Annotated in this window: 21 protein-coding genes; 11 read left to right on the top strand and 10 right to left on the bottom strand. The window is 59.6% G+C overall.

The window, feature by feature from the left end; translation table 11 throughout:
* Genes AFK24_RS11560 through AFK24_RS11550 form a run of 3 tightly spaced genes read right to left on the bottom strand, consistent with a single transcriptional unit; the run spans position 1 to position 2,325 of the window.
* Positions 1 to 759, bottom strand: coding sequence for a segregation and condensation protein A (locus AFK24_RS11560; protein WP_170826322.1), 759 nt, complete (start codon positions 757 to 759; stop codon positions 1 to 3).
* 59 nt (positions 760 to 818) lie between these two features.
* Positions 819 to 1,448: an L-threonylcarbamoyladenylate synthase gene (locus tag AFK24_RS11555; protein ID WP_139110496.1), complete on the bottom strand. Its 630-nt coding sequence runs from the start codon at positions 1,446 to 1,448 to the stop codon at positions 819 to 821.
* Between the two features lie 13 nt (positions 1,449 to 1,461).
* Entirely contained in the window at positions 1,462 to 2,325 is an 864-nt protein-coding gene (locus AFK24_RS11550) for a PHP domain-containing protein (RefSeq protein ID WP_065833369.1), read from the bottom strand.
* A gap of 66 nt (positions 2,326 to 2,391) precedes the next feature.
* Here AFK24_RS11550 and AFK24_RS11545 point away from each other — a divergent pair, with 66 nt between their 5' ends.
* The 6 genes from AFK24_RS11545 (at position 2,392) to AFK24_RS11520 (ending at position 6,587) form a co-directional block, all read left to right on the top strand.
* A complete protein-coding gene (locus tag AFK24_RS11545) occupies positions 2,392 to 2,994 on the top strand; it encodes a septation protein A (RefSeq protein ID WP_065833368.1) in 603 nt (200 codons plus the stop codon).
* Between the two features lies 1 nt (position 2,995).
* Positions 2,996 to 3,295: a YciI family protein gene (locus AFK24_RS11540; protein WP_065833367.1), complete on the top strand. Its 300-nt coding sequence runs from the start codon at positions 2,996 to 2,998 to the stop codon at positions 3,293 to 3,295.
* 138 nt (positions 3,296 to 3,433) lie between these two features.
* Complete coding sequence (locus AFK24_RS11535) at positions 3,434 to 3,847, top strand: translation initiation factor 2 (RefSeq protein WP_065833366.1); 414 nt, start codon at positions 3,434 to 3,436, stop codon at positions 3,845 to 3,847.
* A 7-nt stretch (positions 3,848 to 3,854) separates the two neighbouring features.
* Positions 3,855 to 4,532 carry a response regulator transcription factor gene (locus AFK24_RS11530; protein ID WP_020290408.1) on the top strand — a complete coding sequence of 226 codons (678 nt, stop codon included), beginning with the start codon at positions 3,855 to 3,857 and terminating at the stop codon, positions 4,530 to 4,532.
* Positions 4,533 to 4,739: 207 nt separating this feature from the next.
* On the top strand, positions 4,740 to 5,186 hold the full coding sequence (locus tag AFK24_RS11525) for a Spy/CpxP family protein refolding chaperone (protein ID WP_065833365.1): 447 nt from the start codon (positions 4,740 to 4,742) through the stop codon (positions 5,184 to 5,186).
* 66 nt (positions 5,187 to 5,252) lie between these two features.
* A complete protein-coding gene (locus AFK24_RS11520; protein WP_065833364.1) occupies positions 5,253 to 6,587 on the top strand; it encodes a sensor histidine kinase in 1,335 nt (444 codons plus the stop codon).
* Positions 6,588 to 6,714: 127 nt separating this feature from the next.
* Here the strand turns inward: AFK24_RS11520 and AFK24_RS11515 are convergent, their stop codons facing one another.
* A complete protein-coding gene (locus AFK24_RS11515) occupies positions 6,715 to 7,275 on the bottom strand; it encodes a nitroreductase family protein (protein ID WP_065833363.1) in 561 nt (186 codons plus the stop codon).
* Positions 7,276 to 7,428: 153 nt separating this feature from the next.
* On the opposite strand from AFK24_RS11515, the gene AFK24_RS11510 reads away from it, so the two are divergent.
* Positions 7,429 to 8,883 carry a TrkH family potassium uptake protein gene (locus tag AFK24_RS11510; protein ID WP_065833362.1) on the top strand — a complete coding sequence of 485 codons (1,455 nt, stop codon included), beginning with the start codon at positions 7,429 to 7,431 and terminating at the stop codon, positions 8,881 to 8,883.
* A 179-nt stretch (positions 8,884 to 9,062) separates the two neighbouring features.
* A complete protein-coding gene (locus tag AFK24_RS11505; RefSeq protein WP_065833361.1) occupies positions 9,063 to 9,374 on the top strand; it encodes a DUF962 domain-containing protein in 312 nt (103 codons plus the stop codon).
* A gap of 27 nt (positions 9,375 to 9,401) precedes the next feature.
* On the opposite strand, the gene AFK24_RS11500 is transcribed toward AFK24_RS11505, so the two are convergent.
* The 5 genes from AFK24_RS11500 to recQ all read right to left on the bottom strand — a co-directional run bounded on the left by AFK24_RS11500 (position 9,402) and on the right by recQ (position 15,663).
* Positions 9,402 to 10,229, bottom strand: coding sequence for a UDP-2,3-diacylglucosamine diphosphatase (locus AFK24_RS11500; protein WP_065833360.1), 828 nt, complete (start codon positions 10,227 to 10,229; stop codon positions 9,402 to 9,404).
* Positions 10,230 to 10,344: 115 nt separating this feature from the next.
* Positions 10,345 to 10,647 (bottom strand): SelT/SelW/SelH family protein, encoded by a 303-nt coding sequence (locus AFK24_RS11495; RefSeq protein ID WP_065833359.1) that lies wholly within the window; start codon positions 10,645 to 10,647, stop codon positions 10,345 to 10,347.
* A gap of 72 nt (positions 10,648 to 10,719) precedes the next feature.
* Positions 10,720 to 12,879, bottom strand: coding sequence for a FimV/HubP family polar landmark protein (locus AFK24_RS11490; RefSeq protein WP_065833358.1), 2,160 nt, complete (start codon positions 12,877 to 12,879; stop codon positions 10,720 to 10,722).
* Between the two features lie 105 nt (positions 12,880 to 12,984).
* Complete coding sequence (locus tag AFK24_RS11485) at positions 12,985 to 13,419, bottom strand: MarR family transcriptional regulator (protein ID WP_065833357.1); 435 nt, start codon at positions 13,417 to 13,419, stop codon at positions 12,985 to 12,987.
* 117 nt (positions 13,420 to 13,536) lie between these two features.
* Entirely contained in the window at positions 13,537 to 15,663 is a 2,127-nt protein-coding gene (recQ, locus tag AFK24_RS11480) for a DNA helicase RecQ (RefSeq protein ID WP_020290418.1), read from the bottom strand.
* 177 nt (positions 15,664 to 15,840) lie between these two features.
* On the opposite strand from recQ, the gene AFK24_RS11475 reads away from it, so the two are divergent.
* Positions 15,841 to 16,428, top strand: a complete 588-nt coding sequence (locus AFK24_RS11475) for a YecA family protein (protein ID WP_020290419.1) — start codon at positions 15,841 to 15,843, stop codon at positions 16,426 to 16,428.
* A gap of 10 nt (positions 16,429 to 16,438) precedes the next feature.
* Complete coding sequence (locus tag AFK24_RS11470; protein ID WP_065833356.1) at positions 16,439 to 16,834, top strand: YbaN family protein; 396 nt, start codon at positions 16,439 to 16,441, stop codon at positions 16,832 to 16,834.
* A 172-nt stretch (positions 16,835 to 17,006) separates the two neighbouring features.
* Here the strand turns inward: AFK24_RS11470 and AFK24_RS11465 are convergent, their stop codons facing one another.
* Positions 17,007 to 20,606 carry a retention module-containing protein gene (locus tag AFK24_RS11465; RefSeq protein ID WP_065833355.1) on the bottom strand — a complete coding sequence of 1,200 codons (3,600 nt, stop codon included), beginning with the start codon at positions 20,604 to 20,606 and terminating at the stop codon, positions 17,007 to 17,009.
* A gap of 418 nt (positions 20,607 to 21,024) precedes the next feature.
* On the opposite strand from AFK24_RS11465, the gene AFK24_RS11460 reads away from it, so the two are divergent.
* Positions 21,025 to 22,380 carry a TolC family outer membrane protein gene (locus AFK24_RS11460; RefSeq protein ID WP_065833354.1) on the top strand — a complete coding sequence of 452 codons (1,356 nt, stop codon included), beginning with the start codon at positions 21,025 to 21,027 and terminating at the stop codon, positions 22,378 to 22,380.
* Positions 22,381 to 22,383: the final 3 nt, after the last annotated feature.

The following is a 22,383-nucleotide window of genomic DNA, read 5'->3' as shown; positions in this document are numbered from 1 at the left end:
TTATTCGGCTCGCGCCCGGACATGGATCGCCGCAAAGGGCTCGTTCTGCACCAATTCCACCAAGGATTCCTTGACCAGCTCAAGCACCGCCATGAAGGTCACGACCACGCCAAGCCGCCCTTCTTCGGCAGTGAACAGCTCGGCAAACGGCACGAAACCGCCGCCTTTGAGACGCTCCAGCACGTCACTCATGCGCTCGCGGGTGGAGAGCGCTTCACGGCTGACCTGATGGCTTTCAAACATATCGCCCCGGCGCAGTACTTCGGCCATGGACATCAATAGCTCGTCCAGACTGACATCCGGCAACAGCTTGCGAGCCCTGGCTTCCGGCGCATCCAGCCGGGGCACGCTGACATCGCGGCCCACTCGGGTCAGGCGGTCGATGCCTTCGGCGGCAGCCTTGAAGCGTTCGTACTCTTGCAGACGACGAATCAGCTCGGCGCGGGGGTCGTCTTCTTCCTCCTCAATAGCCGCCGAACGCGGCAGGAGCATGCGCGACTTGATCTCGGCGAGCATGGCGGCCATCACCAGATACTCGGCGGCCAGTTCCAGGCGTACGGTTTTCATCAGCTCGACGTAACCCATGTACTGCTTGGTAATCTCGGCCACCGGGATGTCGAGGATGTCGATGTTCTGTTTGCGGATCAGGTAGAGCAGCAGATCCAGCGGGCCTTCGAAGGCTTCGAGAAAGACTTCAAGGGCATCCGGCGGAATATACAGGTCCACCGGCATCTGCATGACCGCCTGGCCATAGACCATGGCGAATGGCAGTTCCTGCTGGGCGCCGGCCTGGCTGTCTACCGTTTCCGCCAGGGTCATTACGCTTCCACACCGAACGGGGTTGGATCGCCGCAGCCGACGCGGATCACCTGAGGCTCGCCGTCGGCCAGATTGATGACCGTTGATGCGGAAATCCCGCCGATGCCACCATCAATGATCAGGTCCACCTGGCGTTCCAGGAGCTGACGCATTTCGTAGGGATCGCTCATGGGCACACTGTCCCCCGGCATGATCAGGCTGACGCTCATCAGCGGTTCGCCCAGTTCTTCAAGCAGCGCCTGCGCAATGGGATGACCCGGCACGCGCAGACCGATGGTCCGGCGCTTGGGATGTAGCACCAGTCGCGGCACTTCCCGGGTAGCGTTGAGAATGAAGGTGTATGGCCCCGGCGTATGCGCCTTGAGCGCACGAAACGCGCCGGTATCAACTTTGGCGAACAGCCCCAGCTGCGACAGATCGCAGCACATCAGGGTGAAGTTGTGCTTGTCGTCCAGTTGGCGCAGGCGGCGGATTCGCTCGATGGCGCTCTTGTCGCCGATCTGACAACCCAATGCATAGGAGGAATCAGTGGGATAGACCACCAGCCCGCCGGCCTTGATGATTTCTGCGGCCTGTTTGATCAGGCGCGGCTGCGGGTTTTCCGGGTGGACCTGGAAAAATTGACTCACGGTATCTTCCTGTTCAGACGGCGGCAGTAGGCTGGTCATGTTTGAATCGACACCAAAGTGGCGGCAGATCTTCGGGCAACGGTCGATAAATACCGATCTCGGACCAGGCGCCAGGAGCGTGGAAGTCACTGCCGGCGCTTACCAGCAGACCGAATTCACGAGCCAGGATGGCCAATGTCCCGACCTGCTCGGCAGGTTGCAGACCATTGACCACTTCTATGGCATGGCCGCCAGCCTGAAGAAACTCGGCGACCAGTTTACGACGTTTGCTGCGAGTGAAATCGTAGTGCGCGGGGTGCGCAAGGCTGACCCAGGCTCCAGAAGCGCGCAACATCGCGACAGTATCCTCCAGAGTAGGCCAGTGCAGCTTGACGTCACCCAGCTTTCCGGCACCCAGCCATTTACGAAACGCTTCCGCGCGATCCTTGACGAAACCTTCACGCACCATGAAGTCGGCGAAGTGCGGACGGGCTGGCGCATTACCGCTGTCGCCGAGTTCCTGCTGGATCGCTCGGGCACCTTCCAGCGCTCCGGGCATACCTTTGATCGCCAATTTACGACTTATTTCTTCGGCACGCAGCCAGCGTCCAGTGTGCAAACGGGCAATTGCCTCGACCAGAAGCGGCGCATTGACGTCGAAACCATAGCCCAGAATGTGGATGGTCGCACCGCCCCAGGTGCAGGATAATTCGACCCCGTTGACCAGCTGCATACCCAGCGCATGCGCCGCAGTCCGGGCTTCTTCGAGGCCTTCGAGGGTGTCGTGATCGGTCAGGGACAAGACGCGCACGCCGTTTTCATAAGCACGCGCAACCAGATCCGCAGGCGCCATGGCGCCATCGGAAGCAGTGCTGTGGCAGTGCAGGTCAACATTCATAGGTGGCGCTTTCGCTGTCATTGATGTTTGTTATTATGCCGCCACATCCTGCTTCTGGCTGCCATTGTGAAACAATTCATCGACTTCATCCCGCTGTTGCTGTTTTTCATCGTTTATAAAATCGAGCCTCGCGCCGTCGACATCCTGGGTCACAGCGTCATGGTAGGTGGCATATTCAGTGCGACCGCCATGTTGATCATCAGTTCTGTGGTGGTCTACGGCATTCTGTTCGTCAAGCAAGGCAAGCTGGAAAAAAGCCAATGGCTGACGCTGGTCGCCTGTCTGGTGTTCGGTAGCCTGACGCTAGCGTTTCACAGCGAGACCTTCCTGAAATGGAAAGCTCCAGTGGTGAACTGGTTGTTCGCCCTGGCATTTGCCGGTAGCCACTTCATCGGCGACCGCCCGTTGATCCAGCGCATCATGGGCCATGCCCTGACCTTGCCGCAGGCCATCTGGACCAAGCTGAACATCGCCTGGATTATCTTCTTCCTGTTCTGCGGCGCGGCCAACCTGTACGTGGCGTTTACCTATCAGGAATTCTGGGTCGACTTCAAAGTCTTCGGCAGCTTGGGCATGACGCTATTGTTCCTGGTCGGCCAGGGCCTGTTCCTTGCCCGCCACATGCATGATCCCGAAACACCTCCACCTTCAACAAAAACCGAGGACTGACATGCTCTACGCAATCGTTGCCACAGACGTTGAAAACTCCCTGGAAAAACGCCTGAGCGTTCGTCCCGCCCATTTAGAGCGCTTGAACGCGCTCAAGGATGAAGGCCGTCTGATCCTGGCCGGCCCGAACCCGGCGGTGGACAGCAATGATCCAGGCGCGGCCGGTTTCACTGGTAGCCTGATCGTTGCCGAGTTCGACTCACTCAGTGCGGCCAAGGCCTGGGCCGAAGCCGACCCGTACGTCAAAGCTGGCGTCTACGAACATGTCGTGGTCAAGCCGTTCAAACTTGTCCTGCCTTAAATAGCCGTCAACCGTCGCGATTGTTGCTCGACCGGAGCAACAATCGCACAATCCCCGCTCGTCATTAATCATTCTTATCCCCCTGCCGACAACCTTCTGAATGTTCTATAAAAACACTGCTTGAAAACAGGGGTTCAGATGCGTTCAGGTCCGCGATGTCTGTTAGTGATGGTATTGGTCATGGGCGCGACACTCGCCCAGGCCGAGGAAACAAGTGGTTTCGCCGCGCACGTTCAGCCGGAGCCGGTTGCGCAGAGCCAGCTCAATGAGCTGCAACTGCGCCTGCGCGACAGCGAGCGGCAGCGCGAAGAGCTGATCAAACAACTGCAAAACACCAGCGCCGAACGCGAAAGCGCGCAACTGAGTCGTCTTCGCCAGGAGAACCAAAAGCTCAAGTTGCAGCTCAAAGAGTCACAATCCGTCGAGCCCCAACGCATCCTGACGGAGCAACAACAATGGTTCGTCGCGGGGGGCGGCGTTGCGATGATCGCCCTTTTGTGCGGTATTTTTGCCAGCGGTTGGCGTAGACAGCGCCGACAGTGGCTAAATTGAGTGAGACATGAGCGAGCTGCTACTTATAGATGATGACCAGGAGCTGTGTGAGCTTCTGAGCAGTTGGTTAAGCCAGGAAGGCTTTGTGGTGCGCGCCTGTCACGACGGCAACAGCGCCCGGCGAGCCCTTGCCGAATCGGCACCGGCTGCGGTTGTCCTGGATGTGATGCTGCCCGATGGCAGCGGCCTGGAACTGCTCAAGCAATTGCGCAACGACCACCCGGACCTGCCGGTGCTGATGCTCTCGGCACGCGGCGAACCCCTGGACCGGATTCTCGGCCTCGAACTGGGTGCCGACGATTATCTGGCCAAACCCTGCGATCCTCGCGAGCTGACTGCCCGTCTGCGCGCAGTGCTGCGGCGCAGTCATCCGACCGCGGTGTCGACCCAGCTGGAATTGGGCGACCTGTGCTTCAGCCCGATGCGCGGCGTGGTCATCATCGACGAGAAGGAGTTGACGCTCACCGTTTCGGAAAGCCGCCTGCTCGAAGCGCTGCTGCGCCAACCCGGCGAACCACTGGACAAGCAGGAACTGGCGCAACTGGCACTGGGCCGCAAACTGACGCTGTATGACCGCAGTCTGGACATGCACGTCAGCAACCTGCGCAAGAAAATCGGCCCCCACCCGGACGGCCGCCCGCGCATCATGGCGCTGCGTAGTCGCGGGTATTATTACGCCGTCTAGCGATGGGGTCGTAGGAGCGGATTTATCCGCGAGGTGCCAGGGCAGGCGCGCAACCACGGCAAGAAAGACCGCCGCCTCCCGGCTAAAGCCGGTCCTACGCAAAACCTCTTTACCGAAGCTTTACGCTAGCCTGACCGCCCTTGACCTTGATCTCCCTAAACTGGGCTCAACCGGCAACGAGCCGGATTCGAGACAAGGAGATACACCATGCGCAAGACTCTAATCGCTTTGATGTTTGCTGCTGCTCTGCCTACCGTCGCCATGGCGATGCCACCGGCTGATGGCCCTGATCGGGATGGTGTTGGCCACGAAGGTCCACGCATGGGCATGATGCATCATGATCGCGGTCCTTTCGACAAGCTGGACCTGAGCAAGGAACAGCGTCAGCAGATCGGCAAATTGATGGGCGCACAGATGCACGACCGCAAGGAAGTCGCTGAGAAGTACCTGGCCAAACTGCCTGCCGCAGACCAGAAAGCCATGAAGGACGAACTGGACGCAAAACGGACCAAGACCCAAGCCGACATCCGCGCATTGCTCAAGCCGGATCAGCAGAAGGAATTCGACGAAATGCAGAAAGAGCGTGCGCAACACAGGGCTGATCGCGCAGAGTTCGAAGCCTGGAAAGCGCAAAAGGCTCAAAAAGCCCAGTAATCCATCGATCCACCTGAACCCGACACTCCCCAAGCGTGTCGGGTTTTCTCTATTTGGGGGTTTCACGTGCGTTCATTGTTCTGGCGAATCCTGGCCAGTTTCTGGCTGGCTATTGCCCTGGTTGCAGGCCTGTCGATTCTGCTGGGCCACATGCTCAATCAGGACGCGTGGATCCTCAGTCGTCATCCAGGCCTGCACAAATTGCCGCAGACCTGGACCAAGCTGTACGAAAGTCAGGGCGAAGACGCCGCGCAGGACTACCTGCAAAACCTCAAGCGTAAGTACCACATTGACGTTCAGGTCCTCAATGAGAGCGGCGACCCGGTTGTACGCGGGACTTTCTCGCCCCGCGCAGCCGCCCTCGAAGCGCGCCAGGGTGACGACTCGCGCCAGCTGCCATGGCGGCGCCTGACGTCGGAATACACCAGTGAGAAAACCGGCGAAAACTATCTGCTGATCTATCGCATTCCCCATCCGGAACTGGACGCCTGGCATCGAGACAGCCTGATGTGGCCGCTCAGCGCGCTGGGCATCGCGCTGGTGGTGCTGACGTTGTTCAGTTTGCTGGTCACGCTGTCGATCACCCGCCCGCTCAGCCGCCTGCGCGGTGCGGTCCATGATCTGGGGCAGACCACCTATCAGCAGAACAGCCTGGCGCAGCTGGCCAATCGTCGCGATGAATTCGGCGTCTTGGCGAACGACTTCAACCGCATGGGCGCACGCCTGCAAAGCCTCATCAGCAGCCAGCGTCAGCTATTGCGCGATGTGTCCCATGAACTGCGCTCGCCACTGGCACGACTACGCATCGCCCTGGCCTTGGCCGAACGCGCGGAACCGGCCGAACGCGACAAGCTGTGGCCACGTCTGAACCGTGAATGTGATCGCCTGGAAGCGTTGATCAGCGAAATTCTTGCGTTGGCGCGTCTGGATGCGGATTTTGGCAGTGCCGAACCGGTGGATTTGAACCACTTGTTGTTACGCCTGAAAAACGACGCGAAGCTCGACGGTGGCGATCAACAGATTCAGGTAAGCGTGCAGGAGGATCTGCAACTGCAAGGCTGGCCGGACATGCTGGAGCGGGCGCTGGACAACCTGCTGCGCAACGCCTTGCGCTTCAACCCGACCGGCGAGCCCATCGAAATGCAGGCCTTGCGTGTCGGTGATCGATTGCAGCTGAGCGTGCGCGACCACGGGCCGGGCGTGGCCGATGAACATCTGACGCAACTGGGTGAACCCTTCTATCGGGCGCCCGGCCAGACTGCGCCGGGGCACGGCCTTGGGCTGGCCATCGCCAAACGCGCCGCCCAGCGCCACGGTGGCGATCTGGTGCTGGCAAACCATCCGCAAGGTGGGTTTGTTGCCACGCTGGATTTGCCGGTGGAGTTGGTGGTAGCCGCCTAAATAGCTGTTCCTGCGAAATACCTGTGGGAGCGAGCTTGCTCGCGAAGAGGCCAGTGTGCCCGACAGATCTTTGCGGCCCGACCTTTCGTCTTCGCAAGCAAGCTAGCTCCCACAGAGGCAGGAAGCTTCACCCCTGCCACTCGCTGACAAAATCCACCAGATCCACTTTGCCCGCAACGCGCGGCGGGTTTTGCGGGGTGCCCAGGTACAGGAACGCGATGACTTGCTCATCGGCGGCCAGGCCAAGCCCCTTGGCGACAGTCGGCGAATAGGAAAGCTCGCCGGTGCGCCAGACCGCGCCGACGCCCAATGCATAAGCGGCCAGCAACACGCTGTGGGCTGCGCAACCTGCGGTGATCAGTTGCTCCTGCTTCGGCACCTTGAAGTGATCCGTCAAGCGCGCGATCACCACCACGACCAGAGGTGCGCGCAACGGGCCGAGGCGCGCCTTGTCCAGCGCCTGGGGCGTGGCGTCTGCGCCACTTTTGCGCAGAGCTTCGGCCAACAGATCGCCCATGCGTTCACGGGCCGGACCTTCGACGGTCAGAAAACGAAACGGCCGCAACTGACCATGATCGGGGGCGCGCATCGCCGCGCTGAAAAGGATTTCTCGCTGCGCGGCATCCGGCGCGGGGTCGAGCAACCGCGGAACGGAAACACGGTTGAGCAAAACGTCGAGCGCCTCCATGGGCTACCTCCTTGAAAAATGAATGAGCATTCTAGACTCAGATAACGAACCCTGGCGGCGATTACTTACAGCCATTGACTGAAGCGTCCCGGTTTACTTGCCGTGGGCCGCAGGTAGAATGGCGCCTCTCCCCACTTTAGTCAGAGCGACTGCATGGCGTTGCCGACCCTTCGTATCATCGGTTTCATAATCGGCATCTTCCTGATCACTCTGGCTATCGCCATGATCGTGCCCATGGCGACGCTGGTCATCTTCGACCGCATCGAAGACCTGCGCTCCTTCCTCTGGGCCAGCCTTCTGACGTTCATCGCCGGCCTTGCCCTGGTGATTCCCGGTCGCCCGGAGCATGTGCACCTGCGTCCGAGGGACATGTACCTGCTCACGGTTTCCAGCTGGATCGTGGTGTGTATCTTTGCCGCTCTGCCGTTTCTGCTGACGCAACATATCAGCTACACCGACTCGTTTTTCGAAAGCATGTCCGGGATCACCGCCACCGGTTCTACGGTACTCAGCGGCCTGGACACCATGTCGCCGGGGATTCTGATCTGGCGCTCGATGCTGCACTGGCTCGGCGGGATCGGCTTCATCGGCATGGCTGTGGCGATTCTGCCGCTGCTGCGCATCGGTGGCATGCGGCTGTTCCAGACCGAATCGTCGGACCGCTCGGAAAAGGTCATGCCGCGCTCGCACATGGTTGCCAAGTTCATCGTGCTGGCCTATGTCGGCTTCACCGCGCTGGGCAGCATTGCCTTCTGGCTGGCGGGCATGAGCCTGTTCGATGCGATCAATCACGCGATGTCGGCGATTTCCACGGGTGGGTTCTCTACCTCGGACCTGTCCCTGGCCAAATGGCACCAGCCAGCGGTGCATTGGGTGGCCATCGTCGTAATGATCCTCGGCAGCCTGCCCTTCACACTGTATGTCGCAACACTGCGCGGCAACCGTGGCGCGCTGTTCCGGGATGAGCAGGTTCGCGGGTTGTTGGGGCTGCTATTGACCACCTGGCTGGTCATGGGCACCTGGTACTGGGCGACCACCGACCTGCCTTGGTACGACGCGTTGCGCCATGTGGCGTTGAATGTCACATCCGTGGTGACCACGACGGGGTTTGCCCTTGGGGATTACAGCCTGTGGGGCAATTTCGCACTGATGTTCTTCTTCTATCTGGGTTTCATCGGCGGCTGTTCAGGCTCGACAGCGGGCGGCGTGAAGATCTTCCGCTTCCAGGTCGCCTACATCCTGCTCAAGGCCAACCTGCACCAGTTGATCCATCCACGGGCGGTGATCAAGCAAAAGTACAACGGGCATCGTCTCGACGACGAAATCGTGCGCTCGATTCTGACTTTCTCGTTCTTCTTTACCATCACCATCTGCCTGATTGCGCTGGCGCTCTCGTTGCTGGGGCTGGACTGGATGACAGCGCTGACCGGTGCCGCGAGTACAGTGTCCGGGGTCGGGCCGGGACTGGGCGAAACCATCGGTCCTGCGGGTAACTTTGCCAGCCTGCCGGATGCCGCAAAATGGATTCTGTCCCTGGGCATGCTGCTCGGCAGGCTGGAGATCATCACGGTGCTGGTGCTGTGCATCCCGGCATTCTGGCGCCATTGAGGTCCGGTTCGAAGGCTATTGCCGTGGCGCGGGAAAAGGCGTTTATTGTCACTGTTAACCGACAGGAGAAGATTCATCGCCTGCACGGGCGGCTTCCCGGACAAGTCCGGTCCTACCGGGTTCCGAAACAGGTAGGAGGGGACTTGTCCCCGATCCCAACAAAATCAGGACCGTCAGTCATGGAAAACACGAAACAGTTCACCCGTTTTGCCGATTTCTATCCGTACTATTTGCTTGAGCACCGCGACAGTACTTGCCGTCGCCTGCACTTCATCGGCACCAGCCTGGTGATTTTCCTGCTGGCGTTCGCCGTGGGCGGCGGTCATTGGGGCTTATTGTGGCTGGTGCCTGTCGCCGGTTACGGATTCGCCTGGGCAGGTCACTTTTTCTTCGAGAAGAACCGCCCGGCCACCTTCCAGCATCCCTTCTACAGTCTGCTGGGAGATTTCGTCATGTACCGGGACATGGTGCTCGGCAAGGTGCCCTTCTAATCGAAGACGCCGTTTTAATCGAAAGCTTTAAACAACGGGTTCGCTGGCCGGAACCTGTTGGTCGGTCGGCAGCACCTTTGCCGGCAGGTGTGCATCGGCCAGGCGGAACAATTCGATCGAGCCGTCCAGATGCTCGATCAACGCCGAACACGATTCAACCCAATCCCCGCAGTTCATGTATTCCACACCACCCACCTGGCGAATTTCCGCGTGATGGATATGCCCGCAGACTACACCGTCCAGCCCGCGCCTGACGCACTCGTGGGCGATGGCTTCTTCGAAATCGCTGATGAAGCTGACGGCAGTCTTGACCTTGTGCTTGAGGTACGCCGACAGAGACCAGTAGCCATAACCGTATTTCGCCCGCCAGTGATTGAGCCAGCGGTTGAGGGTCAGGGTGAATTCATAGGCGGAATCGCCAAGAAATGCCAACCAGCGGTGATAGCGGGTGATGACGTCGAACTGATCACCATGAATCACCAGCAACCGGCGACCATCGGCAGTGACATGCTCGGCTTCATCCACCAACTGTATATTGCCCAGGATCAGCTTCGAGTAGCGGCGCAGGAATTCGTCGTGGTTGCCGGTGACGTAAATGACTTCGGTGCCGCGCTTGCTCATGGTCAACAGGCGGCGGATCACATTGGTGTGCGCCTGAGGCCAATACATGCCGCTGCGCAGCTTCCAGCCATCGATGATATCGCCCACCAGATAGACTTTGTCGGCCTGATAGCGCTTGAGAAACGCCGACAAATGTTCGGCCTGGCAATCGCGCGTGCCCAGATGCACGTCGGAAATCCACAAGGTGCGGACGCGTTGCTTACGGCTGGGTTTAGCAAGCTGAGCGCTGCTCATGGTTAACCTCCGGCAGGGTTTTCAGGATCATGCGCCGGCTGGGTTAATCGATTGTGACTGCATCGTGGCAGTGTTGTGACAGCGCAAGCCCCTCATTACCCGAGGGTCTTGCGGCTCATGAAATGACCGGGCTGCCCGGCTTGTCGTTGTGACCGAGATCGCGTTGCGGGTCGATCTGGTCACGTACCCGCTGCTTGAGAATCTTCGCTTCCGGAAAGCCGCCGTCAGCCTTGCGTTCCCAGATCTGCACCTCATCGCAGGTAATCCGGAATACCCCGCCAGTACCCGGTTTCAAAGACACCTTACCGAGATCGTCGGAGAACGTGCTGAGTAACTCCTGAGCAAGCCAGGCAGCACGCAGCAGCCATTGGCATTGGGTGCAGTAGGTAATGACAACTTCAGGTTTGACGGCTGACATGAAGCAAACTCCCGAACGTCGTTAGGTTTTCGCGAAGCTGAAATCAGCCACTGCGTTGCCGCAGCCCCGATTTCAACTGATGCTGGTCAACAACTCCCGGGCCATTTGTTGATGCTCCTCGTCGGCATCTTCCATGACTTCCAGCAACAGTTCCCTGGCGGATTCGAAGTCGCCGTCGTCGATCAGCACCTGCGCCTGGTTGATCTTGCTCAACGGGGCTTCGTCCATGTCGAGCAAATCAAACTCCGACGAGTCGTCCATGAAGCCATCCAGGAAGGCATCATCCAGCGAATCGTTGTTGGACTGCACGATAGGTTCAGGATCGGAAAAATCACTGAGGAACTGATCGTCCTGTATTTCGAATACTTCCGGCAATTCGGTGAGGTTGGACGAGAACGCCAGATCCTCCTGAATGACCGGTTCCTCGACCTCGGGTTTGCCGCGCAAGGGTTTCGGGCTGTCGAACGGATCCACCAGATCCCATTCGGCATCCATGGACAAGTCGTCAAGGTTCAGCTGGAATTCGTCGCCAGACTCCGGATTCAGCGCCGCAGCGGCGGTTTCGTCCAGTTGCGCGAGCTCAGGTTCAGCCAGCTGGGTAGCTGCCAAAGCTGCCGGTACGACCAGCGGTGCAGCAGACGTTTCCACGGGTTTGAGCTGTGGATAACGTTTACGCAGGTCGGCCAGGGTTTGCGGATCGACGCCGTGCTCCAGCGCGTTTTGCTCTTCACTGGCGAAACCTGGCGCATCGCCCTGCTCCGCCAATAGCTCAAGGATCTTGAGGCGAATATCGGTGCGCTGTGGATCTCGCTGCAGAGCGCCGCGCAAAATCCCCAGGGCTTCGGCAAATCGACCATAAGCAATGTAGATGCTCACACCATCCAGCGCATCGGGAGCCGCGTTGGCCTTGGGCGCAGCGGCAATCGGCCGAGGGGCGTTCATGGACGTTTCCGGCTGGACAACTCGCGAGGCCATTACTGGAGCTTCATAAACCGAAGCTTCTGCGGCTTGCGCGGGTTTGATCAGCGGTGAGTCTGCCGGGATTGCGCCCGCCAAATGTTGCTGCTTTCGACGATTGCGGCGTACCGAATAAGCCAGGGCCAGCAACAACAGCAGCACCAGGATCGCCCCCGGCAGCAACAGCGACGACAGCAATGAATCCTCGCGCGGCTCGACCACCACAGGCGGCGTAGCGCTTGCGGGTAAAGGCACGATGACCGGGGCGCTTGGCACCGGCGCCGGGGTTTTCTCGGAGAGCTGGGTCTGCAGACCGACGATCTGCCGATCCTTGCCCGTCATTTGCTCTTGCAGGACCGCAATCTGGCCTTTCAAGTCATCCAGATTTTTGTTCAATTGTTGATTTTCAACGGCAGCGGTAGCCAGTTGTTCAGCGCTGCGTTGCACATCGGCAGGCATTGCGGCGGCCTTGGGTGACGCGGCGGAAACGGGTGTCGGCGCTGCATTGCGAGCGCTGGGCACCACAGCAGCGTCAGGCAGTAACAGGTTTTGCCCGACCTTCAGGACGCTGCCCTTACCGCTGGCGAACGCTTGCGGGTTCAATGCCTGGATGCCATCGGCCATTCGGGCGGCCGAAGCATTGGCACCATTGCCCTGCACGCGGCGGGCAATCGAGTCCAGCGTATCGCCGCTGGCAACTGCATAACGCTTGTCCTGAGACGTCGCGGGCGGCGCGATGGGCATACGTGATTCAGCCGTTGCCTGCACCGAAGCGTCCCTGTTCCGGCCACTTGTCGCTGCCATACCTGCCGGCGAGGTCGCCGGGTCTAGCAGCACGGTGTACTCGTGCAGCAGGTTGCCGTTTGGACGGACGACTTGCACGAGGAAATTCAGATAGGGTTCGGTGACCGGCTTGGTCGAAACCACGCGTATCACGCCGCGATTACCCTTGATGATCGGGGTAAAGCGCAGATCGTTATAGAAGAAAACCCGCTCGACACCGGCCTTGGCGAAATCGTCCACCGAGCCCAGCCTTGCAACGATGTCCTCGGCGCTCAACCCGCCGGTTTCGACCAGTTCAATGTCGGCATTCAACGGCTGATTCAGCGCGGAATGAAGGGTGATGTCGCCCATTCCCAATGCCGACGCGATGGAAGCATGCAGCATCGAGACCGATGAAATGGCCGCCAGCAAGGCTGTTCGGCGCAGTGTCTTGCCCATGTGACTGGAGTGGCGACGATAGCCCAGCGCAGCAGCCTGAAAACTCTTCAGCATACAGACCCTTATGGAAACCAAAGCAGGCTTCTCGGCATGTTCAATATAAAGCGCAGACTTCATCGCCTGAGAGCACAAGTATGAGTGAGAAGCCGCTCGCCTGCCTCAGGATCTTTCGAGGTTAGCCCGAATTTGCGCATGAACACGCATGCAAGTGCGCAGATCTTCCTCGTCGATACCCTCGAACACTTCGATACGCAGCGCCGTGGCGATGGCTTCGATTTTTTCAATCAGAGGCAGGGCGGTGTCGCAGAGGACGATTTTCTTCGCGCGTCGATCTTCCAGGACCGCCTGACGTTGCACCAGCCCCTGGGTTTCCAGGCTGTCGAGCAAACGCGCCAGGGTCGGGCCTTCAACCGCAACGCTTTGTGCCAGCTCGCGCTGGGTCGGTGGTTCCGTGAAGCGGGCCAGATGCAGTAACACCAGCCAACGGGCCTGGGACAGCCCCATGTCAGCCAATCGTCGATCAAGCTCGGCTCGCCACCCGCGGGTGATTTGCGCAAGTTGCATACCGAAACGATGTTCATCAGTCATTGGCATAGAAAACTCATGGTCGAAACTAATTATTAGTCAGCTAACCATGGACCCCGGACCGTGGCAAGTTTCCTGCTGTGGCCTTTGGTCGCAGCACTGTCAACGCCTGGACTGCAGCGAATGTCAGACTTCGAATTCGGACTGCAACGCAGCGCGCACACAATACAGCACACCTTCGGGAACGCGCCCGCTGAATTGCTCGGCAATGGCCGCTACCGGCGGCAGTTCGCCTTCGCCATCAAGGAAAGCGTCCTGGACTTCACCCAGCAGGTCTTCCGGCAGATCAAGGGCCTGTTCAAGCGACAACTGCTGCTTACCGATGGCCTCGGCCAGCATGGTGTAGACGTTTTTCTCCGAACATTGCAGCTGACCGGCAATCTGCATCGGGGTCATCCCGGCGCGGGCCAGACTGATCAGTTCATGACGCACATCGGCAACGACTTTCGGCGCCTCGGCGGTGCCGCTCAGCACCTCAAGGAACGCCTGACCATAGCGCTCCAGCTTGCGCGCGCCAACGCCGCTGACCTGGGCCATGTCGGACAAGGTGTCGGGTTTGCTGCGCAGCATTTCCAGCAAGGTGGAATCCGGGAAAATCACATAAGGCGGCACGCCGTGCTCTTCGGCCAGCTTGCGACGCAGGGCGCGCAAGGCTTCCCACTGTTCGCGCTCTTCGCCACGCACCAGTTGGCTGGCCGGACTGGAGCCGCCTTTGGCGGTGGTTTGCGGTTTCAGGTCGCGGCGCAATTCAAGACTGACTTCGCCGCGCAATAAAGGCCGGCACGTATCACTCAAGCGCAAGCCGCCGTAGCCTTCCAGATCGATATCCGCCAGGCCGCGCGCCACCAATTGGCGGAACAGCGAACGCCATTCGCCTTCGGAGCGGTCTTTGCCGACCCCGAACACGGCAAGGTGCTGATGGCCGAAGCTTTGCACCTTATCGTTGGATTTGCCCAGCAGGACGTCGACCAGATGACCGACGCCATAGCGCTGCCCGGTGCGATAGATCGCTGAAAGCGCCTGTCGTGCGGGTTCGGTGGCGTCCCAGGTTTGCACGCCATCGACGCAGTTATCGCAATGCCCGCAAGGTTCGGGCATGTCTTCGTCGAAATAGGCCAGCAGCGTCTGACGACGGCAACGGGTTTCTTCGCACAAAGCCAGCATGGCATCGAGCTTGTGTTGCTCCAGACGCTTGTGCCGTTCATCGCCTTCGGAGTTTTGCAGCATCTGCTTGAGCATCACCACGTCTTGCAGGCCGTAGGTCATCCAGGCATCGGCCGGCAAACCGTCACGACCGGCGCGGCCGGTTTCCTGGTAATACGCTTCCAGGGATTTGGGCAAATCCATGTGCGCGACAAAGCGCACGTTGGGTTTATCGATGCCCATGCCGAAGGCGATGGTCGCAACCATGATCAAGCCTTCCTCATTGAGGAAGCGTTTCTGGTTGGCAGAGCGGGTTTCCGAGGGCAAGCCAGCGTGATACGGCAGCGCCGGGTATTTGTTGTCGCAAAGAAACGCGGCAACCTCGTCGACTTTCTTGCGCGACAGGCAATAGACGATGCCCGCATCGCTGCGGCGCTCGGAGAGAAACGCCAGCAACTGCTTGCGCTGCTGCTCCTTGGGCACGATGCGATAAAAAATATTCGGCCGGTCGAAACTGGACAGAAAGCGCTCGGCATTCTGCAAATGCAGGCGCGTGACGATCTCTTCACGGGTCCGTTTGTCGGCCGTGGCCGTCAGGGCAATGCGCGGCACGTCGGGGAACAGCTCGGCCAACTGGCCCAGTTTCAGGTATTCCGGACGGAAATCATGACCCCATTGGGATACGCAGTGGGCTTCATCGATGGCGAACAGGCCGATCTGCAGATTTTGCAGAAACGCCAACATGCGCGGCTGGACCAGACGTTCCGGGGCCAGATAGAGCATTTTGACCTCGCCCAGACGAATCCGGTTGGCCAGATCACGTTGCTGTTCGGCGCTGAGGGTGGAGTTCAACGCTGCGGCGGACACACCCAATTCCTCAAGCGTCGCCACCTGATCGTCCATCAAGGCGATCAACGGTGATACCACCACCGTCAGGCCGTCGCGCAACAGTCCCGGAACCTGGAAGCATAAGGACTTGCCGCCGCCGGTGGGCATCAGCACCAAGGCGTCGCCGCCATTGGCCACGCGTTCAATAATGGCACCCTGGCGACCACGAAAACTGTCGTAGCCAAAGATGTCTTTAAGTACGCGTTGTGCCTGTTCGAGCATAAAAACCCCAGATTGTCCTGCTGCACTGCAAAGCGCGGCAGTATACCCGACCGCTTAAAGGCAAAGGACAGCAGCGACACGAGTGGTCGAAAATTAACCTCAAACCGCCTCGCCGCTGGCGCCCACGGCTCTCAGAGCCTAGAATTCAGCATCGTTTATTTCCAAGGTAGTCTTTCAATGTCCTTCGCTGAGCAACTAAACCGCCTGCAAGCCTTCCTCGATGCCGATGAGCTGCATGACGAGGCGCTGGACTACGTGGCCGCTCACGGCTACATGACCGCCCTGTCCATCTGTGCCGAAACCGTTCCCGAGCGTGAATGGATCGATGCTTTGTTCTCCGAGCCGCCGCATTACGAAAGTGATGCCCAGCGCGAAGAAATCGAAGCCACGTTGATCCAGCTGCAGGCGCACATCGCCCGCCAGTTGGCATCCGACGAAGAATTCGAGCTGCCATGCGATCTCGATCTGGGCGACGAGCCTGACGATTCCGATCTGCGCGGCTGGTGCATCGGCTTCATGGAAGGCGTGTTCCTGCGTGAAAACGCCTGGTTCGAAAGTGCCGAAGAAGAAGTCAGCGAAATGCTGTTGCCGATCATGGTCGGTTCGGGCCTGTTCGACGAGCAGCCTGAGTTCGCGGATATCGCCCAGGATGCCAATCTGATGGACGACATGATCGTGCAGATCCCGGAAGCCCTGACCGCGCTGTACCTGCTGTGCCAGGCTCCGGACGAGAAACCGGCGATCCTCAAGCCCCGCCACCACTGAGTCAGCGCCTATGGCGCAAGATTCACCCCGCACGAGTCGTAACCGGCTCGTGCGTTATGCCCTTCAAGCCGTTGGCTGGGTGAGCGTGACGCTGGGTGTGATCGGCATTTTCCTGCCAATCCTGCCCACCACGCCGTTTCTGCTGCTGGCCGCCGCGTGCTTCGCCCGAAGCTCGCCGCGCTTTTATCACTGGCTGGTCAATCACAAACGACTCGGCCCGTGGATTCGCGATTATCTCGAAGGCAACGGCATTCCGCTCAGAGGCAAGGTCTACGCCATCGGCTTGATGTGGATCAGCATCGGTTTTTCCTGCTACCTGATCCCCCTGCCCTGGGCACGCGGCTTCATGCTGACCAGCGCGGTGCTGGTGACGATTTATATCCTGCGGCAGAAGACCCGGGAATAAAAAACAGTGATCTGCAGTATTTCGGTAAGGCCGGTTTTTCGCCAAATCCCGTTGGAGCGAGCGGGCGGCGTTCCGACTTGCCCGCGAATGGGTCTATCGGCCAACGTTTTAGCTGACTGAATCAACGCCTTCGCGGGCAAGCCTCGCTCCTGCAACTGCGCTGGCGCACGCGTTAAACCGTATCCGTCTTCATCGAATGATCCCCCAGCATGCCGGTAATGATCGACGCGGTATCTGCGCCGCCAGCAACCATGCCGCCGGAGCCCGGCGTCACGCCGTAGTGGGTTGCCAGATCGACGCCCGCCAGATCAATGGTCTGAGTCGGCGCCGCACCTGATCCTGGGCCCACTTCGATGCTCGACACCAGATCCGCGCCGCTGCCAGTCACCTTGAAATGCAGGTAGTCCTCCAGTGAATCCCCGGTAGCGTTTATACCCTGCAGCAATTGCGAGAGGTCCAGCGTGTCGGTGCCGATGGAGAAGTCCGTGACCTGATCATGGCCACTTTCGCCCGCCAGCCATTGAAAGGTGTCGGCACCCAGCCCGCCGGTCAGCGTGTCGTCACCGGCAGCGCCGATTAACACGTCGTTACCCTGCCCGCCGTTGATCACGTTGGCTTCCCAGTCGCCGGTCAAATGATCGTCATAGTTCGACCCGATGAGGTTCTGGATGTTGATCAACCTGTCGGTGCCTGCGCCCCCCGTGTCTTGCGGCTCTGTCGAGGCGCTGGTGACGGTGACGCCGGAAGTCGCCAATGCATAGCTGGCCGTGTTGTTGCCCGCGCCGCCATCCATGACATCGTTGCCCGGCCCACTGAACAGCACGTCGTTACCGTTATCGCCGTACAGGTCGTTATTACCGGCACCGCCGTAGAGCACATCGTTACCATCGCCGCCCGACACGCTGTCATCCCCCGCGCCACCGATCAGTACGTCATCACCCTGGGTGCCCTGCAGGGTGCAGCCTTCCTGATAATCAATGCTTACGGCCGCCGAGTCGCTGCCGCCGTGCGCATCGTTGACGGTGTAAAGGCTTTCATAAGTGGGCGTGGTATCAACGGCGCTGTAGTCGATGGACAGGTTCAGCGTGTAGTGCTCACCGGTGTCGCTGACACCGGGATCGGGTTGGTTGACCAGCAGGATTCGGTAAACGCCGTCTTCAGTGGCCGTGAATGTGCCCTCGGCATCCAGCGACTGAAACGCTCCCTGGTCCAGCTGCCAAAGCACGCCAATCGAATCGTTGGCGTTGTGCACGGCGACCGATACGGTTTCCCCCGCTTTCAACTCGACGCTGTACTGATCGTGAGCATTGGCCGGGGCACCGCTGAACGCGCCGAGGTATCCGGTCAGGACGACCATGGCGGTAATCGCGCTGTTGCTGAAAAAATCGCTGCGCTCCAGGGTTTTCAGCTGGTTGCTGACCTTGTCGCGGGTGCCATCGAAATCGATGGTCTTCAGGTGACTGGCGGAGAAATCTTCACCCCGTGCCTGCCAGCCGGTGTTGAACACCGTCGGCGTGGCGCTCAAAGGATCGCCGTTGGCCGAGACGTCATTGACCAGCAGCAGCGCCGCCGGCACTTCGATGTTCGATGACAGCACGTTAGTGATGATGTGGTCGGCAACGGCTGTCGGGTCTTCATCCGCAACGGGGCCGCCGGGAACATGAATCAGCAGATTGGCACCGGACAGATCGCCGTCGTTATCGCTGATCACGTAGCTGATCTGTTCCGTCAGCGCCGCACTGCCCACCTCGCTTGCCGGGGTGTAAGTGAACGCGCCGCTAAGCACATTGACCACCAGCGTCCCGCCGTGATCGCTGACGACGGTGAGGTTGCCGGTCGTGGCGTTGAAACTGCCGTGATCCGTCCCTTGTACGGTGACAGCGCCGGTTTTCGGATCGTAGGAATAGACGGTCTGGTCGACGGTGATGGACTGGATAAACCCACCGTCGGCACCGAATGTGCCACCGCTCAGCAGGCTGCCGCTGGTGCCACCTTGCACAGTACCGGTGAGCACCGCGCTCAACTGGCCGAGATCGGTAACGATCACCGCACTGCCACTGCCCTGGGCATTGTTGTTATGGGCGATAGGGTCAAGATAAGTCCCGCTGATATCGGTGCCTAGGCCAATGGCGTAGGCATCAATGCCATGGCTGTCAAGAAAGCTCACCCACGCGTCATGCTCACCGGGGTCAATGCCGTCGCCCTGTTGCGGGTTGGGCTGACTATTGGGGTTGGTATGGGTTGGCGACAAGGTTGGATTGCCGTCCGAGAAGAAGTAGGCAAGGTTCTGGGCTCCGGCCAGGCTGCCCTCGGTGACAAACGCGGCTTGCGCACCCGCCAACGCCGCATCGTAGTTGGTGCCATTGCCTGCATCCAACGCGTTGATCAGGCTCTTCGCCGTGGCGACATCAACCCAGACATCACTCAACACTCCGGCCTGGCTGTTGAACGAGACGATCTGCACTTTCACGTCGCCCATGGCAGCGTAGTTGTCCAGCAACTCACTGATGGCCTGCTTGGCCAGCTCCAGGCGAGACAAGCCGTTCACCCCGGACGGGTCTTTCATGCTCTCGGAATTGTCGATAATCAGCAGCAGGTTGGTGCAGACCGGCTCGGTGGTGACGGCAACTTCAATGTTCGCGGCCTGCGGCAGGTCATCGACGATGGTGATGTCCAGCGTGCTGGTCGCCGAGTCGTTATCAACGTCGGTGGCAATCACGGTAATCTGCTCGCCGGTGGTGTTGGCGCCCTCTCCGTCGGGATGTGGCGTCGAGCCGTTCAGGGTGTAGCTATAACGCACCTCTCCCGTGTCCGGGTCATAACCGGTGACGCTGAAGGTATTGCCCAGGCCGGTGGTGACGGGTTGCGAAAAATCAGCGACCACACCGCCGCTGACCACGACAATGCCGCCCACGGTCAGGTTCTGCAGCCCATCCACGGCCGTCACCTTGAAACTGCCGGTCTGCGTCAGAGCATCGCCATCACTGGCCGAGCCCGACGGCAGGTTCGCTTCATTGAGGGTCAGAGCGCCGCCGGATAGCTCGACGCCGTGATTGGCTGGCGGCTCTACCGGGGGTTCAACCGGTGGTTCACCGGGCGGGGTAACCGGCGGCTCTGTTGGCGGTTCAACCGGCGGCTCGGTCGGGGGCGTCACTACGGGCGGTTCGATGGGCGGTTCTACCGGCGGTTGCTCAGGAGGTTGAGCAGGCGGCTCGATGATCGGCGGCACGACAACCGGCGGCGCATCGGGCGAAGCGTTGCGAAAGCCCTCGATCCGCCCTTCGGGAAACTCCGGCACGTCGGTGAATCCGGCCGTCGGGAAGCCGATCACCGGGGTCACCACGCCACCGGCTTCCGTCAGCAGCACAATCGAATGGCCACCACCCAATGCGCCGGGAGCACCGCCGGGATTGTCGGGACCGGTAGCCGGCGCGTCGCTGACCTGCGTCGGATCGGCACCGGCGGCAATCGCTTGCTGCAACTGCTGGACTTCGGTGAGCTGGGCGATGGTCGGCGTTATCGGGTCCGCTGTGTCGACATGGGTGGCGTGATTGGCAAGGATTTGCGCCGTGAGCGGCAGCTTGCTGTCGCGCCCGAGCGTCAGTTCGCCACCGGCTGCCAGATGCACGGCCACCGCGCCATTAGCGCCGGTCTGCAGTTGCTCTCCCGCAAACAGCCGATCACCTGGCTGCAAGGCGCGTCGCGTGCCGTCCCCCGAGACTGCAAAAACTTCCCCTACCACTTGTCGCACCGTACCGATGAGCCTGGCCATATTCCCTCCATTAATCACAACAATCAGGTCCGCAAACCTTACAAATTCGCTTGAAAATGCTTCTGGCGCGTTACGCAGACCCGCTGAATTTTCAGATACGACAAAATACTGACACTCAGAAAATCGAGATATTTGCTTTAAAAATCAGCCAATTCCAGCCAGTCAAAATATCGCCATAAAGCCAACTAAAGCTATTCAGACGCCTTAACCACCTGTATTTATTCGATCAAGCCAACCAACAATCGCTGCTGTTTGAAAAAACGCATAAGTTTTTTTTGGCATAAGGGTTATGAAAAAAACGTCTTGGTAACGCCCAAAGTTGTTCTTAGCTGTGATGTTACAAACCTGATACGGTTTCCATCGCTGAAAACGCCATTTTTATGGCGAACTGAACATTACTACTTAGGGAGAAGTACTCATGCGCGATTTGACCCCGCTCTACAGTGCAGTCGTGTTGGCGGTGGCCTGTGCCCAAGCGCAAGCCATGTCCTTGACCGATGCGATTCAAAGCACCATCGACAATCACCCGGAAATCCACGCCAGCAAGAACAATCGACTGTCCGCAGACGAGGATGTGAACGTCGCCAAGGGCGGGTACTTGCCCACCGTGGATCTGATCGCCGCTTATGGCCGGCAGCGCGTAGACAGTCCAACGACTCGCGCGCTCTACGGCCACGACGACAACTCCCTGAACTACACCCAGTCGGAGCTGCGCCTGCGCCAGTTGTTGTTCGATGGTTTCAATACCCCTAATGAAGTCGGGCGCACCAAGGCGGTGGTCAACTCCCGCGCCTATTACGTGCAAGGCACTTCGGAAAGCCTCGCCTTGCGGGCTATCGAGGTCTATCTGGAAGTCCTCAAGCGCCGGGAGCTGCTGACCCTGGCCAAGAACAACCTGCAAGCCCACTTGCGCATCAACGATCAGATCGGCTTGCGCAGCGAACGTGGCGTAGGCAGCACCGCCGACCGCGACCAGTCACGGGCCCGTCGGGCATTGGCCGAAAACAATTTCTATACCGCGCAAGTCGACCTCGCCGACGCCGAAGCGAACTTCTTCAGTGCCGTGGGACGCATGCCGGACGAGCTGGAATCCCCACCGTCGATCAAGGGTGAAGTGCCGCTGAGCCTGAGCGATGCGCAGAAAAGCATGCTGGCCAACAACCCGTACCTGAAGTCGGCCCAGGCCGATGTGCAGGCCGCCGAGAAACAGTACGAAATCGCCAAGTCGCCGTTCTACCCGCGCTTCGACGCCGAACTGGCAGTCGGCGCCAACGACAATCTGCAAGGCGAGGAAGGCCACGACAACGAATGGCGAGCCGCCGTGGTGATGAATTACAACCTGTTCAACGGCAACCGCGACAAGGCGCGCCTGCGTTCGGATTCCTACAAGACCGGCCAGGCCATGGATATCCGCAATAACGCCCTGCGCATGCTCAACGAGAACATGTCCCTGGCCTGGAACGCCATGAACAACGCCCGCCAACAAACCCCGGTAGCCCGTGAATACGCTGAGACCACCACTCGGGTGCGCGCTGCTTATCAGGATCAGTTCGGCCTCGGGCAACGCACCTTGCTTGACCTGCTGGACAGTGAGAACGAGCTGTACAACGCCAGCCGTCGTTATACCGAAGTGCGCTACACCGAAGAGTTCGCCATGTACCGGGTGCTGGCTACCGAAGGCGAATTACTGCGCAAGCAGCGTGTAGTGCTGCCCGCCGAAGCGCTGGCGCTGACGGAAGTCAAAAGCGAAGCCCGCCTGCCCGAACTGAAATAGTGC

Origin of the sequence: Pseudomonas syringae (genome assembly GCF_001698815.1) — a bacterium.
GTDB lineage: Bacteria > Pseudomonadota > Gammaproteobacteria > Pseudomonadales > Pseudomonadaceae > Aquipseudomonas > Aquipseudomonas syringae_A.
This window is presented reverse-complemented; position numbering and strand designations above follow the sequence as displayed.